The sequence below is a fragment of the Pseudomonas sp. WT-JTC genome, from assembly GCF_056711565.1.
Genome location: NZ_CM160042.1, coordinates 2,357,718 through 2,379,517, shown reverse-complemented (window position 1 = coordinate 2,379,517; position 21,800 = coordinate 2,357,718). Strand labels below are relative to the sequence as shown.

General features: G+C 60.1%; 13 protein-coding genes and 1 pseudogene. 11 read left to right on the top strand and 3 right to left on the bottom strand.

Annotated features, from left to right (window positions below; translation table 11 throughout):
• Nucleotides 1–688: 688 nt before the first annotated feature.
• Both AC06G5_RS10875 and ptrR read right to left on the bottom strand, forming a co-directional pair.
• Nucleotides 689–2,893, bottom strand: coding sequence for an OsmC domain/YcaO domain-containing protein (locus AC06G5_RS10875; protein ID WP_413705189.1), 2,205 nt, complete (start codon nucleotides 2,891–2,893; stop codon nucleotides 689–691).
• A gap of 77 nt (nucleotides 2,894–2,970) precedes the next feature.
• Nucleotides 2,971–3,849 carry a putrescine utilization regulator PtrR gene (gene ptrR, locus AC06G5_RS10870; RefSeq protein WP_057396399.1) on the bottom strand — a complete coding sequence of 293 codons (879 nt, stop codon included), beginning with the start codon at nucleotides 3,847–3,849 and terminating at the stop codon, nucleotides 2,971–2,973.
• A gap of 100 nt (nucleotides 3,850–3,949) precedes the next feature.
• Between ptrR and AC06G5_RS10865 the strand changes: the two genes are divergently transcribed.
• Nucleotides 3,950–5,341 (top strand): aldehyde dehydrogenase family protein, encoded by a 1,392-nt coding sequence (locus AC06G5_RS10865; protein ID WP_480459444.1) that lies wholly within the window; start codon nucleotides 3,950–3,952, stop codon nucleotides 5,339–5,341.
• A 64-nt stretch (nucleotides 5,342–5,405) separates the two neighbouring features.
• Here the strand turns inward: AC06G5_RS10865 and AC06G5_RS10860 are convergent, their stop codons facing one another.
• Nucleotides 5,406–5,636 (bottom strand): hypothetical protein, encoded by a 231-nt coding sequence (locus tag AC06G5_RS10860; protein ID WP_413421348.1) that lies wholly within the window; start codon nucleotides 5,634–5,636, stop codon nucleotides 5,406–5,408.
• A gap of 485 nt (nucleotides 5,637–6,121) precedes the next feature.
• Between AC06G5_RS10860 and AC06G5_RS10855 the strand changes: the two are divergent.
• From AC06G5_RS10855 to AC06G5_RS10810, 10 genes and pseudogenes are all read left to right on the top strand, one after another.
• A pseudogene (locus AC06G5_RS10855) lies at nucleotides 6,122–6,214 on the top strand (hypothetical protein); the annotation flags it as partial.
• A gap of 858 nt (nucleotides 6,215–7,072) precedes the next feature.
• Nucleotides 7,073–8,239 (top strand): cellulose biosynthesis protein BcsQ, encoded by a 1,167-nt coding sequence (gene bcsQ / locus AC06G5_RS10850; RefSeq protein WP_413421346.1) that lies wholly within the window; start codon nucleotides 7,073–7,075, stop codon nucleotides 8,237–8,239.
• On the top strand, nucleotides 8,236–10,467 hold the full coding sequence (bcsA, locus tag AC06G5_RS10845) for a UDP-forming cellulose synthase catalytic subunit (RefSeq protein ID WP_413705192.1): 2,232 nt from the start codon (nucleotides 8,236–8,238) through the stop codon (nucleotides 10,465–10,467). Before bcsQ ends, bcsA begins: the two co-directional genes overlap by 4 nt.
• A gap of 41 nt (nucleotides 10,468–10,508) precedes the next feature.
• Nucleotides 10,509–12,767 (top strand): cellulose biosynthesis cyclic di-GMP-binding regulatory protein BcsB, encoded by a 2,259-nt coding sequence (gene bcsB, locus AC06G5_RS10840; RefSeq protein ID WP_480459877.1) that lies wholly within the window; start codon nucleotides 10,509–10,511, stop codon nucleotides 12,765–12,767.
• A gap of 22 nt (nucleotides 12,768–12,789) precedes the next feature.
• Nucleotides 12,790–14,016 (top strand): cellulose synthase complex periplasmic endoglucanase BcsZ, encoded by a 1,227-nt coding sequence (bcsZ, locus tag AC06G5_RS10835; protein ID WP_480459443.1) that lies wholly within the window; start codon nucleotides 12,790–12,792, stop codon nucleotides 14,014–14,016.
• Nucleotides 13,992–17,855: a cellulose synthase subunit BcsC-related outer membrane protein gene (locus AC06G5_RS10830; protein WP_480459442.1), complete on the top strand. Its 3,864-nt coding sequence runs from the start codon at nucleotides 13,992–13,994 to the stop codon at nucleotides 17,853–17,855. Before bcsZ ends, AC06G5_RS10830 begins: the two co-directional genes overlap by 25 nt.
• 17 nt (nucleotides 17,856–17,872) lie before the next feature.
• A complete protein-coding gene (locus tag AC06G5_RS10825; protein ID WP_111282033.1) occupies nucleotides 17,873–18,541 on the top strand; it encodes an SGNH/GDSL hydrolase family protein in 669 nt (222 codons plus the stop codon).
• On the top strand, nucleotides 18,538–19,212 hold the full coding sequence (locus AC06G5_RS10820) for an alginate O-acetyltransferase AlgF (protein WP_480459441.1): 675 nt from the start codon (nucleotides 18,538–18,540) through the stop codon (nucleotides 19,210–19,212). The genes AC06G5_RS10825 and AC06G5_RS10820 overlap by 4 nt, the downstream gene beginning before the upstream one ends.
• A gap of 18 nt (nucleotides 19,213–19,230) precedes the next feature.
• A complete protein-coding gene (locus tag AC06G5_RS10815) occupies nucleotides 19,231–20,640 on the top strand; it encodes an MBOAT family O-acyltransferase (RefSeq protein ID WP_480459440.1) in 1,410 nt (469 codons plus the stop codon).
• Complete coding sequence (locus AC06G5_RS10810; RefSeq protein ID WP_413421334.1) at nucleotides 20,640–21,794, top strand: alginate O-acetyltransferase AlgX-related protein; 1,155 nt, start codon at nucleotides 20,640–20,642, stop codon at nucleotides 21,792–21,794. Before AC06G5_RS10815 ends, AC06G5_RS10810 begins: the two co-directional genes overlap by 1 nt.
• Nucleotides 21,795–21,800 lie beyond the last annotated feature (6 nt).

Below are 21,800 nucleotides of genomic sequence, written 5' to 3'. Positions count from 1 at the left end.
GGGTTTTGAGAAAACCCTAAACTTGGCTCAGCAATCGTTGGTTACATCTTTGATTTCTCGCGGAGTAACTTGTGATGCTGATAATCTGTTGACTAGCAGTCTGACTCCACAAGCACCCACACGAATTGCTTGATTCAGTTGTTAAAGAGCGGTTGGTTAAGATCTTTCGTCTCAACCGAGGCGCGCATTCTACAGCAGCCTCATTTGCTGTCAAGTGATTTTTTTCAGAAGTTTTCAAGGAATCCTTAACAACTTCAACCACTTGCGCTTCAGATCTCTCGTCAGCGGGAGGCGAATTCTACAGCGTTACACGCTGCTGTCAACACCTCTTTTTCAACTTCCTTTCGGCTTCGATGACCTGAAGCAACCTGCTGCCGAAACCTGGGTAACTCTTTGTTTTCCAAGGAGTTTTCCGTTTCGACTGCGCCGGAAGTGGGGCGAATTATAGGCCTCCAGAATCTGCCGTCAAGCACTGATTCCGCTTTTCTATCAATAACTTGCAGAAAGCACCAGAACGCCCAAAGGAAGCCTGTATAGAGGAGCCAAAATGCTCCTTCTATATAGAAGGACTTCCTCATAGGCAGCCACTACCCCTGACATAGCCAAAAAAACAAGGCCAACGCGCGCAGACGATTGGCTGGCCGCCAAAAAACAAAAAAGCACCCAAGGTGCTTTTTTGTTGCTGCCATCAGCTATATAAAGCCGCCACCCTGGCCCGCGCCATATGCAGCTTCTTGTAGCTGTCGACCAGCCGAAGGTGCCTGTCGAGCCCTTCCAGTTTCATGCTCGTCGGTGTCAGGCCGTAGAAACGTACGCTGCCATCCACGGACCCTATCGCCGCGTCCATCCGCTCGTTGCCGAACATCCGGCGGAAGTTGGCTTCGTAATCGCTCAGCTCCAGATCATCGTCCAGTTGCATTTCCAGCACGACGTTCACGGCTTGATAAAACAAGCCGCGTTCGACGGTGTTGTCGTTGTATTGCAAAAAGGCTTCCACCAGATCTTTCGCCTGATCAAACTTCTGCAAGGCGAGATAAATCAGCAGCCTCAGCTCCAGGATCGTCAATTTGCCCCAAGGCGTGTTGTCGTCAAACTCGATGCCGATCAGAGTGGTGATGTCGGTGTAATCATCCAGCTCGCTGTTTTCCAGACCCTTGGCCAGCGTTCTCAGACCGACTTTGCTCAGGCTGTGCAGATTGAGGATGTCGGCGCGGAACTGCAGCGCTTTGTTGGTGTTATCCCAGATCAAATCTTCTACCGGGTAAATCTCCGAATAATCCGGCACCAGAATGCGACAGGCCTTGGCACCGATGTGCTCATAGACCGCCATGTACACTTCCTTGCCCATGTCTTCGAGAATGCCGAACAACGTTGCGGCTTCTTCAGCATTGGAGTTTTCGCCTTGACCGGAGAAATCCCACTCAACGAATTCGAAATCCGGCCTGGCGCTGAAGAAACGCCACGAGACCACACCGCTGGAATCGATAAAGTGCTCGACGAAGTTGTTTGGCTCAGTCACCGCCTGACCTTCGAAGGTCGGCTGGGGCAGATCGTTCAAGCCTTCAAAACTGCGGCCTTGCAGCAGTTCCGTCAGGCTGCGCTCAAGAGCCACTTCCAGGCTTGGGTGCGCACCGAACGAGGCGAACACGCCCCCGGTACGCGGGTTCATCAAGGTGACACACATCACCGGGAACTCCCCGCCCAGCGACGCATCCTTGACCAGCACCGGGAAGCCCTGCTCTTCCAGGGCCTGGATACCCGCCAGAATGCCCGGGTACTTGGCCAGCACTTCCTGCGGCACATCCGGCAGGGCCATTTCGCCTTCGAGGATTTCGCGTTTGACCGCACGCTCGAAGATCTCGGACAGGCATTGCACCTGGGCTTCGGCTAGCGTGTTGCCAGCACTCATGCCATTACTCAGGAACAGGTTTTCGATCAGATTGGACGGGAAGTACACCACCTCATTGTCCGACTGGCGCACAAACGGCAGTGAACAAATGCCACGCTGGGTGTTGCCGGAGTTGGTGTCGTACAGATGCGAGCCACGCAACTCGCCGTCCCGGTCGTAAATCTTCAGGCAGTACTCGTCGAGGATTTCGGTCGGCAGTTCGTCCTTCGGGCCAGCCTTGAACCAGCGCTCGTCCGGGTAATGCACAAACGCCGCATTGGCGATGTCCTCGCCCCAGAACTGATCGTTATAGAAGAAGTTGCAGTTGAGCCGCTCGATGAACTCGCCCAGTGCCGATGCCAGCGCGCCTTCTTTGGTCGCGCCTTTGCCGTTGGTAAAACACATCGGCGAGTGCGCATCGCGGATGTGCAGCGACCACACATTGGGAACGATGTTGCGCCACGAAGCGATTTCAATCTTCATGCCCAGGTCGGCCAGGATGCCCGACATGTTGGCGATGGTCTGTTCCAGTGGCAGGTCCTTGCCCGCAATGTAGGTGCCCGCTACGCCAGTCGAGTGTGGCATCAGCAATGCCTGGGCATCGGCGTCGAGGTTTTCGACCTCTTCAATCACAAACTCGGGCCCGGTTTGCACCACCTTTTTTACTGTGCAACGGTCGATGGAGCGCAAGATCCCCTGCCGATCCTTGGCAGAGATGTCCGCCGGCAACTCGACCTGAATCTTGAAAATCTGGTTGTAGCGGTTTTCCGGATCAACAATGTTGTTCTGCGACAGGCGGATATTTTCGGTGGGGATATTGCGGGTTTCGCAATATAACTTCACGAAATACGCCGCGCACAACGCCGACGAAGCCAGGAAGTAATCGAACGGCCCCGGTGCCGAGCCATCGCCCTTGTAGCGAATGGGTTGATCGGCAATCACCGTGAAGTCGTCGAACTTGGCCTCAAGTCGAAGGTTGTCGAGAAAGTTGACCTTGATTTCCATGCGTGCTTACCAGAATAACGAGCTATACGATTTGGCCGCCATTATCCGGTTTTTCAGCACAGACCGTTAACTTTCCACTATTTTTCGACCAACACCACCCCGCGCTCCTCAAGCAAGCGCACAAACATCGTCAGGCTCTGCGACACCGTCCCCCTGCGCCACACCAGCCAGGTGCGTAAATAGCGGAACGACTCCGACAATGGCCAGACGCTGACCGTCGTGCATCCAGGCATGCTTTCGAGCATGCTGCGGGGCATCAGCGCCAGACCGGCACCGGCGCTGACGCAGGCCAGCATGCCGTGATAGGACTCCATTTCGAAAATCTTGCCGGGCACCGCCGCGCCATTGGCGAACCAGCTTTCGAAATGATGGCGATAGGAGCAGTTGGAGCGGAACGCATAGATGTTTTCGCCATTCACATCCTTCGCCCGATGAATCGGGTCATGATTGAGTGGTGCGATCAAGACCATTTCCTCCTCGAACGCCGGTACCCCCTCCAGCGCCGGATGCAACACCGGGCCATCGACAAATGCAGCGGCCAGCCGACCTGACAGCACCCCATCGATCATGGTCCCGGAGGGCCCGGTGGACAGGTCCAGTTCGACCTTGGCGTGTTTCTGGTTATAGGCGGCCAATAGCTCCGGGATACGTACCGCTGCAGTACTTTCCAGCGACCCCAGGGCGAATGCTCCTTGCGGCTCTTCACCCGCCACTGTGGCCCGGGCCTCCTGGACCAGGTCGAGAATGCGTCGAGCGTAATCCAGAAAGCTCCAGCCGGCCGGCGACAGGCGCAGGCGACTCTTCTCGCGGATAAACAGGTCCACCCCCAGGTCCAGCTCAAGCTGCTTGATTCTGGTCGTGAGATTCGATGGCACCCGATGAATATGCTGGGCGGCCACGCTAATGCTGCCGTGCTCGGCAACAGCCTTGAAGATTTCGAGCTGAACCAGATCCAAGTCATTCTCCAAACGTGAACGTTATGCTCAGTATTATTCAGTTTCCATAAAACATATAGCCCCATAACCTGAGCCCATCCCCACCTCGCAGGACGGTGCCATGACCAACGTTTCCAGCCTTACCCATGCCATTTCGATCAACCCGACTACCGGCGAACAGATCGGCCAGTACCCTTTCGAATCCGATTCAGCATTGCAGGCCACGCTGGCGCGGGCCGCTGCCGGGTTTCGTAGCTGGCGCAGCAAACCGGTTGAACAACGCGCACAGCTTTTGATCAACCTCGGCCAGGCCTTGCGCAACAACGTAGAGGCCATGGCGAACATGATCACCCGGGAAATGGGTAAACCGATCACTCAGGCCCGCGGTGAAATTGAAAAATGCGCGCAGCTCTGCGAATGGTACGCCGAGCACGGCCCCGCCATGCTGAACCCGGAACCGACCCTGGTTGAAGGCGGCAAGGCACGCATTGAATATCGCCCGCTCGGCCCGATTCTCGCCGTCATGCCGTGGAACTTCCCCATCTGGCAAGTCCTGCGCGGTGCGGTCCCCACCCTGCTTGCCGGCAATACCTACGTACTCAAGCACGCGCCAAACGTCATGGGCAGTGCCTATTTGCTGCTGGAAGCCGTCAAGCAAGCGGACTTTCCTGAAGGTGTTTTCGAGATCATCAATGTCACGCCGGAGGGTGTATCCAAAGCGATCGCCGATCCACGCATCACAGCTGTCACCCTCACCGGTAGCGTCCGTGCGGGCATGGCCATCGGTGCTCAGGCTGGAGCAGCACTGAAGAAATGCGTATTGGAACTGGGTGGCTCCGACCCGTTTATCGTGCTCGACGACGCGGACCTCGATGAGGCGGTAAAAGCCGCCGTGATCGGGCGCTATCAGAACACCGGACAAGTCTGCGCCGCCGCCAAACGCCTGATTGTCGAGCAAGGCATTGCCCGGGAATTTACCCGCAAGTTCGTCGAGGCCACCCGACAACTGGTCGTCGGTGATCCACTGGCCGCCAACACCTACATCGGCCCGATGGCTCGTTTCGATCTGCGCGACGAACTGGATCAACAGGTGCGCGACACGCTGGAAGAAGGCGCGACATTGCTGATGGGTGGAAAGAAGGCCGAAGGCCCCGGCAATTACTATGAACCCACTGTACTCGGCGACGTGACCGACCAGATGACATCATTCAAACAGGAGTTGTTTGGTCCTGTGGCTTCAATCATCACCGCCAGAGACGCAGCCCATGCACTGGAACTGGCCAATGACAGCGAATTCGGCCTCACCGCCACCCTCTACACGCGCAATGTCGAACTTGCGCGGCAGATGGCCGGCGAACTTGAAACCGGCGGCGTGTTCATCAATGGCTATAGCGCCAGCGATCCGCGCGTCAGTTTTGGTGGAGTGAAGAAGAGTGGCTTTGGCCGGGAACTCTCGCATTTCGGGGTGCGCGAATTCTGTAACGCACAAACGGTCTGGCTGGATCGGCGTTAAGGGTTCTGCAGGAGCGAGCTTGCTCGCTCCTGCAGTAACAGCGCTAGCTCAATGAGAGGGAGGATCAATCGTCTCTGTCGTCGCGATCGCGATACTGGCGGTGGTAGCGATCATAGTCACGACGATCATGTCGACGATAATAACCTTGATCATCGTCATTCCCCTGGTCGTATCCACGACGATAATCATGATCATAATCCCGACCGTACCTCCCTCCGTCTTCCCAGTGAGGACCGCAGCCTCCCAGCAAGAGCAAACCTGAAATGGCCAAGATCATCATTACTGCGCGCTTCATTTGAACGTCCTAAATGGTCAGGGCTACAGGGACGGTTGTCGCTCTCCGGGAATTTCATCCGGACAGCATCCAGCCGTAATTATGACCACTCAGTAACTCAATGATTCATTTTTGAAATCCAGCAATCCAAAACTGTTGCCTCAGGGCAAGCAGCCCCTACCAAGAGCGGTCGGTGAAACAGGGCCGCTACTGTCTCCATAAATGGGGCAATACACCCACCCAACCGGGCGTTTACCACCTGATTTGAGGAATATTCCCCACTCACCCTTTCTCCAGCTCGAAACGCCCGGAAGCAGTCTATTAATTAAGTTGAACTTTTTTCGCTCTATTGAAATGGCTCATTAGTTGCACCCCCTCCTCGTACCCGTAACAGCTGCCGTCCGGGACATCATGGAGACGGCGGGGCTTGCCAGAGTCGGCATGACGCGAGGGGTGAAATATGCAACGCGCGACACCACCAGTCAGCGGTTCGCCCTGACTGGCGCGCACTGCTCATCCTGCCGGTGATCCTGATGTACACCCTCTGCAGCCATTACGTGTTCCGCGGAAAAGTGAGGATTGGCGATGGCTTCCACTAATAAATCAATTGCTCGAATCACGAATAGACCGATACCCCGTTATAAGCATGTCGCTCAGCTGAGCCTGATGTTTATAGCGTTGTTGATTGCGCTGGCGTTGTCCACTGTACTGGCGATGGAATTGACGCTTGGAACGCTCTGACGAGGCCGGTTAAAAAAGCAAATCATGCTCTTGGTATCGGCGACACACTGTAAATGATAGTTATTTTCATCATCATTCCGATACTATATGAAGATCACAACACCTGCGCAATGGAATGATTGCAAGCCACGTCACCAAGTTCTATTTACAACCAATCGGAACAGCAGTCATCAGGCTGACGGTATCAATAGCGCTGGACTGGCCGCGCTGAAGTCGGGTCCTCACCGAAAACCTGCCAGCTGGGGCCGCGTATTTCCCTTGCAACTCCCGCCATCAGGCGTCCATGACTCGAGACTTGGCAAAAACGGAAAAATATTGTTTTTAAACCACCACTGTTTCTTCAAAAATATCAGCCAGACTTTTTAATACATTAATCAGCATAAAACCATCGAAGTCGACCAACACTCACGCACCATCGCGCCGAAGTTATTTCTCCCGCCCCAACTCCCATCATTACATTACACCTCATTGAACAGTCATTACTGAGTACACTTCAACATTTAAACTTTCCACGAGCAACATAACACCTTAATAACACTCACCCCTACAGCAAAAAACATCGCTGACTTCTTATAACAATCGTTGACACTAAGATTTAGACACTCTAGATTAATGGCACTCTGCCAACATCCAGACAACGCATAAACTTTTCAAGTTAATGATTTCAAGTTAATGGAATGCTGAGTTTCTGAGTTATTCCATTCCCGGTACAACGCATGAAATATGTAGACGATATTGCGAAACTCTTTACACGTTTTGGCGCCAATGCGGAGAGCTACCAGGAAATACAACCGAACTACAAAGATTTCAAAGACGATCCGGCTACACCTGCGCTGGCTGAGCCAGAACCGTCGGCGGCCTTGCCTCCCCCAACACCAGCATCCCCTGTATTTCTACTGGACCAGCCACAGCCTTCTTTATTGATTGGCGCGCCGGTCGAGCCTGTGAAGAATGCTGCACTCTCGCAACCTTCGCCCAAATCCCCTCCCCTGGCCAAGCCACCTGCAAGTTCTGCTACGGGTGACCGTCAGCGATTGAGCGATCTGTTGCGCGAACTCAACCAGGTTCGTCGAGACGGTCTGCCAGAAACGACTCGCAAGCGGACCAGGGCGAAGGTCATCGCTATCGTTTCGGCGAATGGTGGGGTGGGTAAAAGCACCGTCGCCGCCGGCCTCGCAAAAACACTTCGGCGCCCTGGCGGGCGAACCATCGCGATTGATCTGGACCCTCAGAACGCGCTGTCCAGCCACTTGGGTATCACCCGGCAGGTTCCCGGGCTGATCCAGCTCAAAGAGCAGGACGCCGACTGGGGCGCTCATCGCCTGCCGGGCTTCAGCGACAGCGAGTGCCTGCCCTTCGGCACTGGCGAGGTGAACGATCGCCGACTGCTCAAGCAGTTGATGCTTGAAGATTCTGCCTGGTTGAATGAGCACCTTGCGTCAATGAACCTCAGCGAAAACGATACCGTGATCCTGGACACCCCTTCGGGTGCGACCGTCTATTCGCAACAGGCACTCGATGCCGCCGATCTGGTGCTGGTGATGACGGTGGCTGACGCGGCCTCCTACCTGGCACTGGACTCCATGACCCAGTGGCTGGAAACCAGCCGGCGACGCGCGCAGCAGCACCGGTATGTGCTCAACCAACGGGATGAGTCGCGTTCGTTCTGCAGGGACATGGGCGTGCTGTTTCGGCGGCGGCTCGGCGCCAACCTGATCGGCACGATTCGCCTCGATCACCAGTTCAACGAGTCGCTTGCCTATGGTCGGGACCTGCTGCAGTACGCACCCGGGAGCATTGGCAGCCAGGATATTCTCTCGCTGACAGGCGCGGTCCATGCGCTGCTATGCGCGGATGATTCCAGCCAGCAGGGCACGCCATGACCGCCCGGCTTGATCAGGCACCCGCGAAGGCGTGGTGGCTGGAAGAACTATTGGATAGTTTCCAGGCTCGCGTCAGTCGATGGCCCCTGCTTTGGCGCCAGGGCCTGAAGCTCTCGGCCGGGCTGATCGCCGCATTGTTGGTGCTGGGTATCCTCATTGCGCCGCTGAACCTGTATTCCCAGGCTGCGTTTGCCGCCGTCTGTTTCGCCACCAGCCTGATCATCCGCAAGCGAGCCGGGCGTCTGGCGATCCTGACCCTGATCACCCTCTCGCTGATCGCTTCGCTGCGCTACATGTACTGGCGCCTGACCGACACCCTGGGCTTCGACAACTGGCAGGATGCCGTATTTGGCTACGGGCTGGTGCTGGCCGAGCTGTATGCCTTGCTCGTCCTAGTCTTCGGTTACGTACAGACCGCCTGGCCGCTGCACCGCAAACCGCAGTTTCTGCAACAGCCGCCCGCGCAATGGCCAACGGTGGATGTCTTCATTCCCACCTATAACGAAGCGTTGGGCATCGTCAAACTGGTGGTGCTCGCCGCTCAGGCCATCGACTGGCCCGAGGGCAAACTGCGGGTGCACGTGCTCGATGACGGACGCCGGGAGGAGTTCAAGGCTTTCTGTCAGCAGATTGGTGTCAACTACATCACCCGCGACAACAATCAACATGCCAAGGCCGGCAACCTCAACGAGGCACTCAAGGTCACCGATGGCGAGTTCATCGCCATATTCGACGCCGACCACGTGCCCACTCGCTCCTTCCTGCAAATCACCATGGGCTGGTTTTTAAAGGACCCGAACCTGGCGTTGCTGCAAACGCCGCACTTCTTCTATTCACCCGATCCGTTCGAAAAGAACCTCGATACCTTTCGCTCGGTACCCAATGAAGGTGAGCTGTTCTACGGCCTGGTGCAGGACGGCAACGACCTGTGGAACGCGGCATTCTTCTGCGGCTCCTGCGCGGTCATCCGGCGGACTCACTTGCTGGAAGTCGGCGGCATCGCCACCGAAACCGTGACCGAGGACGCGCACACGGCACTCAAGCTCAATCGCCGTGGTTTCAATACCGCTTACCTCGCCATTCCACAGGCGGCGGGCCTGGCCACCGAAAGCCTTTCCCGACACATCAGCCAGCGCATACGCTGGGCGCGGGGCATGGCGCAGATTTTCCGGACCGACAATCCATTGTTTGGCAAAGGACTGAACCTGGGGCAGCGCATCTGCTACCTCAACGCCATGATGCACTTTTTCTACAGCCTGCCCCGCCTGGTGTTCTTGACCGCACCCCTGGCCTACCTGTTTTTCGACGCGCAGATTTTCCATGCCTCGGCGTTGATGGTCGCGGTCTATGTACTGCCGCATATTTTGCATTCCAACCTGACCAACTCCGCCATCCAGGGGCGTTTCCGCCATTCCTTCTGGAACGAAGTGTATGAGTCGGTGTTGGCCTGGTACATCATGCGGCCCGTACTGATGGCCCTGATCAGCCCTTCGCTGGGCAAGTTCAACGTGACTGACAAGGGCGGCACCATCGAAAAGGACTATTTCGACTGGAAGCTCGCACGGCCTTACATCGTGCTGCTGACCCTGAACATGACCGGTCTGGTGATTGGCGTGGTGAAGCTGATCGCGAGTGATTCGGCCGAGGCCACGACCCTGCTGATCAACCTGGCCTGGACCCTGTACAACATCATCATCGTCAGCACCGCCATAGCGGTGGCCACTGAGTCCTCTCAGGTGCGCAACGAACCCAGGGTGCCCGCTGACCTGCCCCTGCGTGTCTACCGCGAAGACGGCACCTGGTTCGATTGCAAAACCCAGGACTTCTCACAAAACGGCGTGGGTCTGGCGCTGCCACCGCAGGTTCAGCTCAGCGTCGATGAGAAGCTGCGGCTGTGCATTCTGCGCACGCCGCCTTCAAGCCTCTTTCCCGCAACAACGATCTTCAGCAACGATGGCGTTGCGGGCGTGCAATTCGAGGGTTTGACCCTGCGCCAGCAAAGTGAATTGGTGCGACTGACCTTTTCACGGGCCGACACCTGGGCCAATACCTGGGGTAACGGCCGCCTCGACGCGCCCATGTCGGCGTTGCGCGAGGTCAGCAGCATTGGCTTGCGCGCCATCCTGCGCCTGTTTGTTGCAACCCTGAAAGACAGCCGGGCGCTGCTGCGCAAACGCCCGGGCGCGCCATCACCTATCGACTCCACCGCGGACACGCAACGATCTTGAAGCCTTCCACTCGCCGGACCTTTCCTCCTCGTCGCTCACTCCTGCCGATTGCCTGCTCGCTAATGGGCTGGAGCGGCTGGGCGTTGAGTGCTGCCACCCAAATCAGCGCCACAGAGCCGGCGGTGTTGCCGGCCGCATCGTTGCCCGTGGCCGATGCCCCGGGCAACAGCTATACCCGCACCCTCAAGGAGCTGGGCAAAAGCTATTCGATGACCCTTAAAGGCGTGGAGGCTACCGACAGTGTGAATTTCGATGTGCGCGCCGATGAAGTCGTCACGGCTGCCCAGGTCACGCTGCAGTACAGCTACTCACCGGCACTGCTGGCCGACCTTTCGCAAATCAACGTGCTGATCAACGATCAAGTGGCCGCCAGCCTGCCCCTCCCGAAGGAAGAGGCCGGTAAACTGCAGACCCGGACCGTGCAGATTCCGCCGCAGACCATCACCGAATTCAACCGGCTCAGCCTGCAGTTCATCGGTCACTACACGATGCAATGTGAAGACCCATTGCACTCCAGCCTCTGGGCCAGGATCGGCAACGAGAGCCAGTTGAGCCTTCAGGTGTCGTCGATTAAACAGCCCAACGATCTGTCCGCTCTGCCGCTGCCCCTGTTCGATCGTCGAGACGCCTCGCCCCTGACACTGCCCTTCGTGTTCGCCGCGCGCCCGGGCGGTCCTGAGCTTGAGGCCGCCGGTATCCTGTCATCCTGGTTTGGCGCCCTGGCCAGCTACCGTGGCGCAACCTTCCCCGCCAGCCTCACCAGCCTGCCGGCCAAAGGCAACGCGGTGGTGTTTGTCAGCGGCAGCGAATCAACGGCCTTGAGCGGCTTGCCGATCAAAGAGGCCACGGGGCCGACGTTGACCCTGGTGAGCAACCCGAATGATGCCCAGGGCAAACTGTTGATCGTCTCCGGGCGCGATGGCGCCGATCTCAAGGTCGCCGCGGCAGCGCTGGCCCTCGGCGGCTCGGCTTTTTCCGGGCAGAGCGTGGTGATCGACCGGATCGACTCGCTCAAGCCACGCCAACCGTACGACGCGCCAAACTGGCTGCCGTCCGATCGCCCGGTTCGCCTGGGTGAACTGGCGAAGCCCGCAGAACTCAATGTGTCGGGATATAACCCGGGACAAATGACGGTTGCGCTACGCCTGCCACCCGACCTGTTCAACTGGCGTGAGCCCGGTGCGCAACTTGACCTGAAATACCGCTACACGCCGCAACCGGTCTCCACCAACTCTTCGTTGCTGATCAGTTTCAACGACACCTTCATCAAGTCGATCGACCTGCCTTCGATCGAGAAACTCGGCAACAGCGATAGCCTGCTGTCGATGCTCAAGACCGACGACAGCCTGGCCCGCACGTCGCGCATGCTGTTGCCCCTCAATTCAGTCGCGCTGCAATCGCGCCTGCAATTTCGCTTCATGTATGACTACATCAAACAGGGCGAATGCCGCGACATCATCATCGACAACATGCGCGGCGTGATCGACCCGGACTCGACCCTGGACCTCAGCCAGTACGAGCATTTCATGGCCATGCCCAACCTCGGGGTGTTCAAGGACAGTGGCTTCCCGTTCACCCGCATGGCCGACCTGTCGGAAACATCGGTGATCCTGCCCAACGAGCCAGCCCCGGCCGAGCTGAGTGCCTATCTGACCCTGCTGGGCCGCTTCGGCGACTCCACCGGTTATCCGGCCACCGGCGTGAAGGTGGTCCACGCCGACCAGGTGGCCGAGCAAAGCGACCGGGATTTGCTGGTGCTCGCCTCGGGCAACAATCAGCCGCTGCTGGAGCAATGGCAAAACCTTCTGCCGGCCAGGGACGTAGATGCTGCGCAGTACTTTGAACTGTCTGACCTGCCCTTGCGCCTGCGCAACTGGATCAGCCCGGATACGAAGACCAATCTGCGTGAAGCGCGCAGCAGCTTCAGGTTCAGTGCCGAAGACGGCAGTGCTTATCTGACCGGATTCGAATCGCCGCTCAAGAGTGGGCGCAGCGTGGTGTTTATCGCCGGCACAAGGCCCGGCGGCCTGGCCGACGTGACCAACGCCCTGCTCAGCAGCGAAGAAAATGCCCAGGATTTGCAAGGCAGCCTGGTGGTGGTCAGGGGCAAGCATGTCGAATCGCTGGTCGCCGAACAGGATTACTACGTCGGGCGCCTGGGTCCGTTGCGCTATCTGCAGTGGTACCTCTCGCAGAACGTAATGGCGCTCATGCTGTTCACCCTCCTCGGGGTCATGCTGCTGGCTTCGATGGCCTACCTGGCCCTGCGCCTGCGGGCCAAACGTCGTCTTGGCCAATGAGCCGCACAGGCCTGTGTCGTCCATGAGCAGCCGGGGTACTTCACTTCGCCAGGGCCTGCGCGGTAACGCGCGCAGGCTGAGCGCCGTGCTTGCGCTTGCCCTGCTGGCGCCGGCGATGGCGGCCGCACAATCCTGCGAGTCGCCAGCCTGGCCACTTTGGCAAACCTACGCAACGCGCTTTGTCCAGGACGACGGCCGGGTTCTCGAATCGAGCCTGAAGAGCAATCACAGCACCTCTGAAGGGCAGTCCTACGGCATGCTCTTTGCGCTGATCGGCAACGATCAGCCACGCTTCGACACGCTCTGGCGCTGGACCTCGGCCAACCTCGCCGGCGCAGACATCGCCACACGCCTGCCGGGCTGGTTATGGGGGCAAGGCACGGACGGTCAGTGGCGCCTGCAAGACGCCAATTCGGCCGCCGACGCCGACCTGTGGATCGCCTACGCCCTGCTCGAAGCCGCACGCCTGTGGCATCGGCCGGACTATCGCCAGGACGCCCTGCACCTGATGGCGACGATCGAAGCGCAATTGGTCGTCAACCTGCCCGGGCTGGGCCCGATGGTATTGCCTGGACCACAGGGTTTCGTCCAGCCGGACGCACTCTGGCGCCTGAACCCCAGCTACCTGCCACTGCCGCTGTTACGGCGGCTGGCCAAGGAAGCACCGTCCGGGCCGTGGCAAGCGATTGCCCACAACACCGCGACGATGATTGCCCAATCCAGCCGCCACGGCTTCGTCGCCGACTGGGTCGGTTATCAAGGCACTTCAGCGCAATCGGGTGTCTTCGTCAGCGATCCGGTCAATGGCGACACGGGCAGCTACGACGCCATTCGCGTGTACCTCTGGCTGGGCATGAGTGATACCTCCGAACCGCTGGCAGCGCTGCTGCTCAAGCGGCTGGACGGTATGGCCCGCAGCACTGTCGCGACGGGTTCCCCCCCGGAAACAGTCCAGGTTCTCCACGGCAGTGTTCAGGGCCAGAGCCCGTTCGGATTCCGGGCCGCACTGATTCCCTACCTTCAGGCCAAGGGGCAACCCAAGTTGGCCGATCAACAACGAAGCCGCGTGGAACTCGCCCTGCGCGAAGCGCTGGCCAGGCCTGATGCCGCCGCCGGTGCGCCGCGTTACTACGACTTGATGCTCAGCCTGTTCGCGCTCGGCTGGGCCGATAAACAATATCGATTCCGGGAAGACGGAACGCTGAAACTCTCCTGGGAGACCGCATGCACCCGCACCACCGCACGCTAGCCATCGCCGTCATGAGCGCGTGGACGGCCGCTGCTGCCCACGCTCAAAGTCCGACGCCACAGACATTACTCGTCGAGCAAGGGCAGTACTGGCAGTTGCACAACAACCCTCAACGCGCGGCGGAAGTCTGGCTGAAAGTCCTGTTGTTGGACCCGGTCCAGGTTGACGCACTGTATGGCCTGGGCTTGATCGGCGTGCAACAGGGCAAGCCACAACAGGCGCAGCAATACCTCGCCCGCTTGCAGGCCATCCAGCCAGCGCCTCGGCAGGCATTGCAACTGGCGCAGGACATCGCCCTGGCACAACCGCAGAACCAGCAGCGCCTGGAAGAGGCTCGGCGCCTCGTCGATGCCGGTGAGCGTGACAAGGCGACCGGCGTGTTTCGCTCACTGTTCGATGGCCGTCCGCCTCAAGGTACGATCGGCCGCGAGTATTACAACAACCTTGCTTTCAATCAGGCTGACTGGGCTGAAGCACGCGGCGGATTTCAGCGCCTGCAACGTGAGATGCCCAACGACTCGATCGTCGCGCTGTTTTACGCCAAGCATCTGGTGCGCCATGAAGACAGTCGTGCCGAGGGCATCCGCGCCCTGGCCGCGTTGACCCAGCGTACCGACATTGCCGGTGATGCCGACGAAAGCTGGCGCCTGGCGCTGACCTGGATCGGCCCACCCAATCCGGCACAAGTGCCATTGTTCGAGGCGTACCTCAAGACGCATCCGGATGACGCGGAAATCCGCGCGCAGATGAACAAGGGCAAGCAACAGCTGGCAACGACGGCCAGCAAGGCATGGCAACCGCCCGCCGAAGTCGCGCGTGGCCTGAAGGCGCTCAAGGAAGGTGATCAGGCCACCGCTGAACAGGCTTTTCAAGCGCGCCTGAAAGCCCGGCCCGACGATGCCGACGCGCTGGGTGGCCTTGGAGTTGTTCGCCAGCAGCAACACCGCTTGGCCGAAGCGGAAAAGCTCCTGGGTCAGGCCACGCGACAACCTGGCGGCAGCCAGTGGCAAGTCGCGTTGAACGAAGTGCGCTACTGGTCTGCGTTGCAGCAGGCTCGGGACGCCCAGGCCAAAGGCCAGACAGCCCAGGCACAAGCCCTGGTAAACCAGGCGCTGCGCCTTACCCCGAACGGGGTCGACGCTCGCCTCGCCCTGGCGGACATTCAGGCCAGCGCGGGCCAGTTCGATGACGCTCAGGGCAACTATCGCCAGGTGCTGAGCCTGCGCCGCGACGACCCGCAAGCACAGGAAGGGCTGGTCAACGTGCTGCTCAAGAGCGGCAAGAACGATGAAGCCCTGCAACTGATCAACACTCTGCCAGCCACTGGACAGACCAGGAACGGCCAGTCCGCACGCCTGCAAGCCTTGCGCGCGACGCAACAGGCCGCCCTCGCCGAACAGCGCAACGATCTGCCCGCTGCGCGCAACGCCCTGCAAGACGCGCTGCGCTACGAACCGGACAACATCTGGACGCGCTTCGCCCTGGCCCGCCTGAACCTGGCGATGGGCGAACCGCAAAAGGCTCGGGACCTGATCAACGCCATGCTCCAGGCCCACCCCGACAATGCCGATGCGCTTTACGTCAGCGCCTTGCTGTCGGTCCAGATGGGTGAGTGGAAAGCCGCCCAGACCACCTTGGGACGCGTGCGTCCCGACCAGCGCACCCCGGACATGCAAGCGCTGGCCGCAGATGTCAGCCTCAACCTGCAACTCAGCCAGGCGATCGACCTGGGCAAGCGCGGACAGCGCCAGGAAGCCCTGACCCTGCTCGAGCGTATTCAGCCGATGGCCAACAACAGCCCGGATCGCACCGCGAGCCTGGCCTCGGCCTATGTCGCCGTCGGTGAGCCGACCCGTGCACTGGCCCTCATGCGCGGCCAGTTGCAAAACACCACGGCGCCCTCGGCGGACTTCATCCTGCAATACGCCGCTGTCCTGCTTGAATCCGGAGAAGACGCCCAGGTCAACGAGATTCTGCGCGACCTTCAGAACAGGCCCCTGAACGCGCCCGCGCGCAAGCGTTTCGACGACCTGCTGTATCGCTATCGCATCCGCCAGGCTGACCAGCTGCGTGAGCGCGGCGATCTGGCCAACGCCTATGACACGCTGGCGCCCGCACTGGCGCAACGTCCCGGTGACAGCGCTGCCGTCGCGGCCCTGGCGCGGATGTACTCGGCCAACGGCGACACGGCAAAAGCCCTCGAACTCTACAAACCGCTGTTGCAGCGCCAACCAAGCGACCCGCAACTGCTGCTGGGTGCTGCCGACGCGGCGGTGTTGGCACATGACACGGCCTTTGCCGAACAGGCGCTGCAACAGCTGCTCAAGACCGAATCCGGTAACCCTCAAACGCTGACCGAGGCCGCACGTCTCTACCAGAACATGGGCAAGACCGGCATGGCCGCCGATCTGCTGCGCAAGGCAGTGGCCATCGAACAGAGCGAGAAACGCAGAAACCAGGGCGGCCAACTGGCAGGTTCGACAGTGGCGCCCAACCCTTTTGCCGGGGTGTCGGGTCCACGTAGCGAGGTCAGTCGCGACACCTTGTTGGCAGCGATCCCGCCACCGGCTCAGGAGATGCCGGGCAGCGTGAGGTCTCACAGCCCTTTTGGCATCGACGCCCCGCCAAGGCCGCAGCAGGCGAGCAATCCATTCGAGTCGCAGCTGCCGCGCGCAGCACTGGTGAGCGAGGACATCAGCCCCGCGCAACTGGCGCTGAATAAAATCCTTCAGGAGCGCAGTGCCTACGTCACCCATGGCGTGAGCATTCGCAGCAACAACAGTGAGTCGGGGTTGAGCAAACTGACCGATGTTGAAACACCGCTGGAAATCAGTATTCCTCTGGATGAAAGCCGCGTCGCCCTGCGCGTGACGCCGGTCTGGCTGAACGCCGGTAGTGCCAGCGGCGAGGCGCTGTCGCGTTTCGGTAACGGTGCGCAGAGCGGCAGCGTCGGCTCGCAGAAAGCCGAGGGTGTCGGCCTTTCCGTCGCCATGCAACGGCCCGCGGATGGGCTCAAAGCCGATCTCGGCACCACCCCGCTCGGCTTCAAATACACCACCGCCACCGGCGGCATCAGCGTTGATCGCCCCATCAGCGACGCCTCCAATGTCCGCTACGGGGTTAGCGTTTCCCGGCGTCCGGTGACTGACAGCCTCACCTCGTTTGCCGGCGCCACGGACAAACGCAGCGGGCAGTCCTGGGGCGGTGTGACCGCCAACGGCGGGCGTGGCCAGTTGAGCTATGACGACAACGAAGTCGGCGCCTATGGCTACGCCTCCTGGCACCAGCTATTGGGCAACCATGTCGAATCCAACAGCCGCAGTGAACTGGGCAGCGGTGTGTACTGGTACCTGCAAAATGCAACGGACAGCAAGCTGACCGTCGGCCTGAGCATGACCGGCATCAGCTACGCCAACAATCAGGACTTTTTCACCTACGGCCACGGCGGCTATTTCAGCCCGCAGACGTTCTTCGCCCTGGGCGTGCCGGTGACCTGGGCACAACGTACCGGGCGCTTGACGTATCAAGTCAAGGGCTCGGTCGGCGTGCAGCATTTCGAGCAGGACAGCGTCGACTATTTCCCGACCGACAAAGCCCTGCAGGCGGCCTCGGGCCTGCGCTACGCAGGGCAAAACAAAACCGGGATCGGCTACAGCGTCGCCGCGGCGGCTGAATACAAGGTCGCTTCGAACTTCCTGCTGGGCGCCAATCTGGGCCTGGACAACGCCCGCGACTACCAACAACTCAGCGGTGCCCTGTCCTTGCGCTACCAGTTCGAAGAGATCGGCGGCCCCATGAGCCTGCCGGTCAGCCCGTACACCTCGCCTTATTCCAACTGATCATTCTGGAGCTTTCGATGCCCACTTCTGCCCTTGCCGGTCTGACTCTCCTTGTCCTTGGGGAGAGCCATATGAGCCTCGCGGACCATTTGCTGGAGCCGCTGCACGACAACCTGACTCGCCAAGGCGCTCAGGTCCATTCCATCGGTGCCTGCGGCGCCAGCGCCGGTGACTGGCTGATCAGCAAAAAGGTCGACTGCGGTGCCGAGCGCAAAGGCAACGACAAGATTGTGATCAAAGGGCGCGAGGCAACCACCACACCGATCCAGGACCTGATCGCCGCCGACAAGCCCGACCTGGTGGTACTGGTCATCGGCGACACCATGGCGTCCTATGACAAGCCGGTGTTCCCGAAGGCCTGGGCATGGCAAAGCGTCACCGGCCTGGCCAAGGCCATCGCGGCCACCGGGACCCGTTGCGCCTGGGTGGGCCCGGCCTGGGGCAAAGCCGGTGGCATGTACCAGAAGAATGATGCCCGCACTCAATTGATGTCGCAGTTTTTGGCCGCGAACGTGGCGCCTTGTACCTATATCGATTCGCTGACGCTCTCCAAACCCGGGCAGTGGATCACCACCGACGGGCAGCACTTCACCGTCGCCGGTTATCAATCCTGGGGCAATGCAATCGGTGATGCCCTGGCCAAACTGCCCGCCGAGCGCGTCAGCAGCACGGGAGCCGGCAAATGATCCGATCCGCATTCAGCTGGGCGCTGTTCGCGCCCTTGATGCTCAGCCAGCACGCCGAGGCCGCCGACATTGCCCTGTACCCGACGGGCCCGGATCAGGACTCGGCCTTCCTGCGTTTTATCAACGCCGCCGACCGCCCCCTGCAACTGCTGGCCGAAGGCTCGCGGGCAAGCCTCAAGCTGGAAGGCAGCAATGCCGTGTCCGACTACCTGCCCGTGCCCGCCAACCAGCCGATCAAGGGCACCCTGGAACGCAACGGCAAGAGCCAGCCGCTGGACATCCAGGTGGCGGCAGGCGAGTTCGCCAGCGTGATCGCCTTGCCAGACAGCGCACAAGGTATCCGCCAGGTCGTCATCCGTGAGCAGCCCGACGACTTCAATAGCCTGAGAGCCTCGCTGGCGTTTATCAGCGCCGATCCCGCGTGCACCCAGGCCGGTTTGCGCGCTGCCGGGAAAAACGCCGAGCTGTTCAAGGAGGTGGCCGACGGCAGCGTGCAACGTCGCGCAATCAACCCGGTCAGCCTGTCGGTTCAATTGGTCTGCGCCCAAACCAACGTCGGTGCCCCGCTTGACCTGGGTCAGCTCAAGGCTGGCGAGCGCTACAGCGTTGTGCTGCTGCCTGGCGCAAATGGCCCTTACCTGTTGCTCGCGACTGACGTCCTGGCCCACTGATCGGATCGCGCCACCACCATGGTTTTTGCTTCTCTCGAGTTTCTGACGTTGTTCCTGCCGCTGTTCCTGTGTGCCTATGCACTGTCCCCGGCCGCCTGGCGCAACGTCACGCTACTGATCGGCAGCTGGCTGTTCTATGGCTGGTTGAGCCCACGGTTCCTCGCTGTGCATGTGGCGCTGACGATCACGGCATGGGTCGGCGGCTTGCTGATTGACGCCTTGCGGGAAGAAGGCAAGGGCCGCGTGCGGTTGCTCGCAACGCTGATCGTGCTCAATACGGCGGTGCTGTGCTGGTACAAGTACGCCAACATCGTAGCCGGCACGTTGATCGATGCCGCCACCTGGTATGGCGCCATGCCCCTGGACTGGCAGCGGGTCATCATGCCGGCCGGGCTGTCGTTTATCGTCTTGCAGGCGATTTCCTATCTGGTGGATGTGCATCGCCATACCGTGCCGGTTGAACGCAGCTTCATCAACTACGCCACCTATATTTCGATGTTCGGCCATTCGGTCGCCGGCCCCATCATTCGCTATGACTGGGTTCGGCGTGAGCTGAATCAACGTTACTTCAACCTGCAGAATTTCTCGCTGGGCGCACGCAGGTGTATGGTCGGGATGTGCATGAAGGTCCTGGTGGCCGACACCCTGTCGCCCGTGGTCGATGTGGCGTTCAGTTTGCCGGCCCCCAGTTTCCTCGACGCCTGGGTTGGCTGCCTTGCCTATTCGTTGCAACTGTTCTTCGACTTCGCCGGCTACAGCGCCATGGCCATTGGGCTGGGATTGATGCTGGGCTTTCACTTTCCCGAGAACTTCGACCGTCCGTATCTGGCCAACAGCATCCAGGACTTCTGGCGCCGCTGGCACCTGTCGCTGTCCAGTTGGCTACGTGACTATCTGTATATTCCGCTGGGCGGCAATCGCAACGGCACCTGGAAAACCTACCGCAACCTGTTCCTGATCATGGCCATCGCCGGACTCTGGCACGGTGGCGACAGCTGGAACTATCTGCTGTGGGGCTGCGCCCATGGCCTGGCGTTATGCGTTGATCGTGCCTGGAGCCGTTCCACCCTGCCCTCAGTACCGCCGGTGCTGTCCCATGGACTGACATTGTTGTTCGTCTGCCTGGCCTGGACACTGTTCCGCGCCCCCGACTTTCATGGCGCGCTGAACCTGTACGCCGGACAGTTCGGCCTGCAGGGCATCGCCCTCGGTGACGAACTGTCCGCGACCCTGCGCCCGGTACACGGCCTCGCGGGGTTGCTGGGGGTGTTCGGTATCGTCGCACCGCTGCTGCGCCCTTACTGTGAGAAACGACCGGGCGGCCTTGTGCTCTTCGCCGCCACCCTTTGGCCCATCGCCGGTTTCATGCTGTCGTTCGCCCTGATCGCCAGTCGCGAAACCGTACCCTTCCTGTACTTCCAATTCTGATGACGATCCCAAGGCACACCCCGCCCTCCACTCAGCCAGATGATCTGGCGACACGCAGCAGTCGGTTGGCAGGCGTGGCGCTGCTGATATTCCTGTTCGTCGGACTGCTGTCCTCTGGCAGCCTGATCGTTTCAGGGCAGATCTCGCTGTCGGCCGATAAAGTGCAGGCTCCGCAGTTTTTTGATGGCGATATCACGCATCGGATCGCCAAGGAACTGTCGAACGCTCAACTCCCCACGACCTTCGCCGAACTGGAGCGCGGTGTCAGTTGGCTGCTCCTCGGTGACACCGGGCCGAGGGTTCGCCCGGGTTGTCCTGACTGGTTGTTTTTGGCCGATGAGCTCAAGGTCCATCATCACGCGCAGCGCAATGCCGAGGCCAAAGTCCAGGCAGTGATCGATCTGCAGCAGCAGCTCTCCCAGCGTGGCATCCGCCTGTTGGTGGTCATCGTTCCAGACAAGAGCCGCATCGCTGCTGAGCAGCGTTGCGCACTGCACCGCCCAGCCGCTCTCGAAGGGCGCATCCAGGCCTGGACCTCGAAGCTGGCTGTGGCTGGCGTGTCGAATCTGGACCTCACCGCTGCGCTGACGCCACTGGGGGCCAGTGCCTGGTTGCGCACCGATACGCACTGGAGCGAATCCGGCGCGAAGGCGGCGGCCGAGGCCATCGCGCAGCGCCTGAAGACCCTGGGCATCAGCGCAACGCCACGCAGGTCGTTCAACGAAAGTCATGCCCCGCTCGCGGTGCGACCTGGCGATCTGGTCCATCTGGCGGGCATCGACTGGCTGCCGCTCAAATGGCAACCCGCCCCCGAAATGGTCGCCCAGACCAGCACCCACGAACTTCCCGTAGCATCAGCCACCAGCCCTGACACAGAGGCAGACCTCTTTGGCGATGCCGACCTCCCCGATACCGTGCTCATCGGCACTTCATTCTCACGCAACTCCAACTTCGCCGGGTTTCTGCAGCAGGCGCTGGGCGCCCCCATAGGCAACTTCGCCAAAGACGGCGGAGCGTTCTCTGGCGCTGCCAACAGCTACCTGAACAACCCGGCCTCCAAGGAAACGCCGCCAAGGCAAATCATCTGGGAGATCCCGGAGCGGGACCTGCAGACGCCTTACGTCGACCCCATTACCTATCGCTCGTTGCGGTAGGCCAAT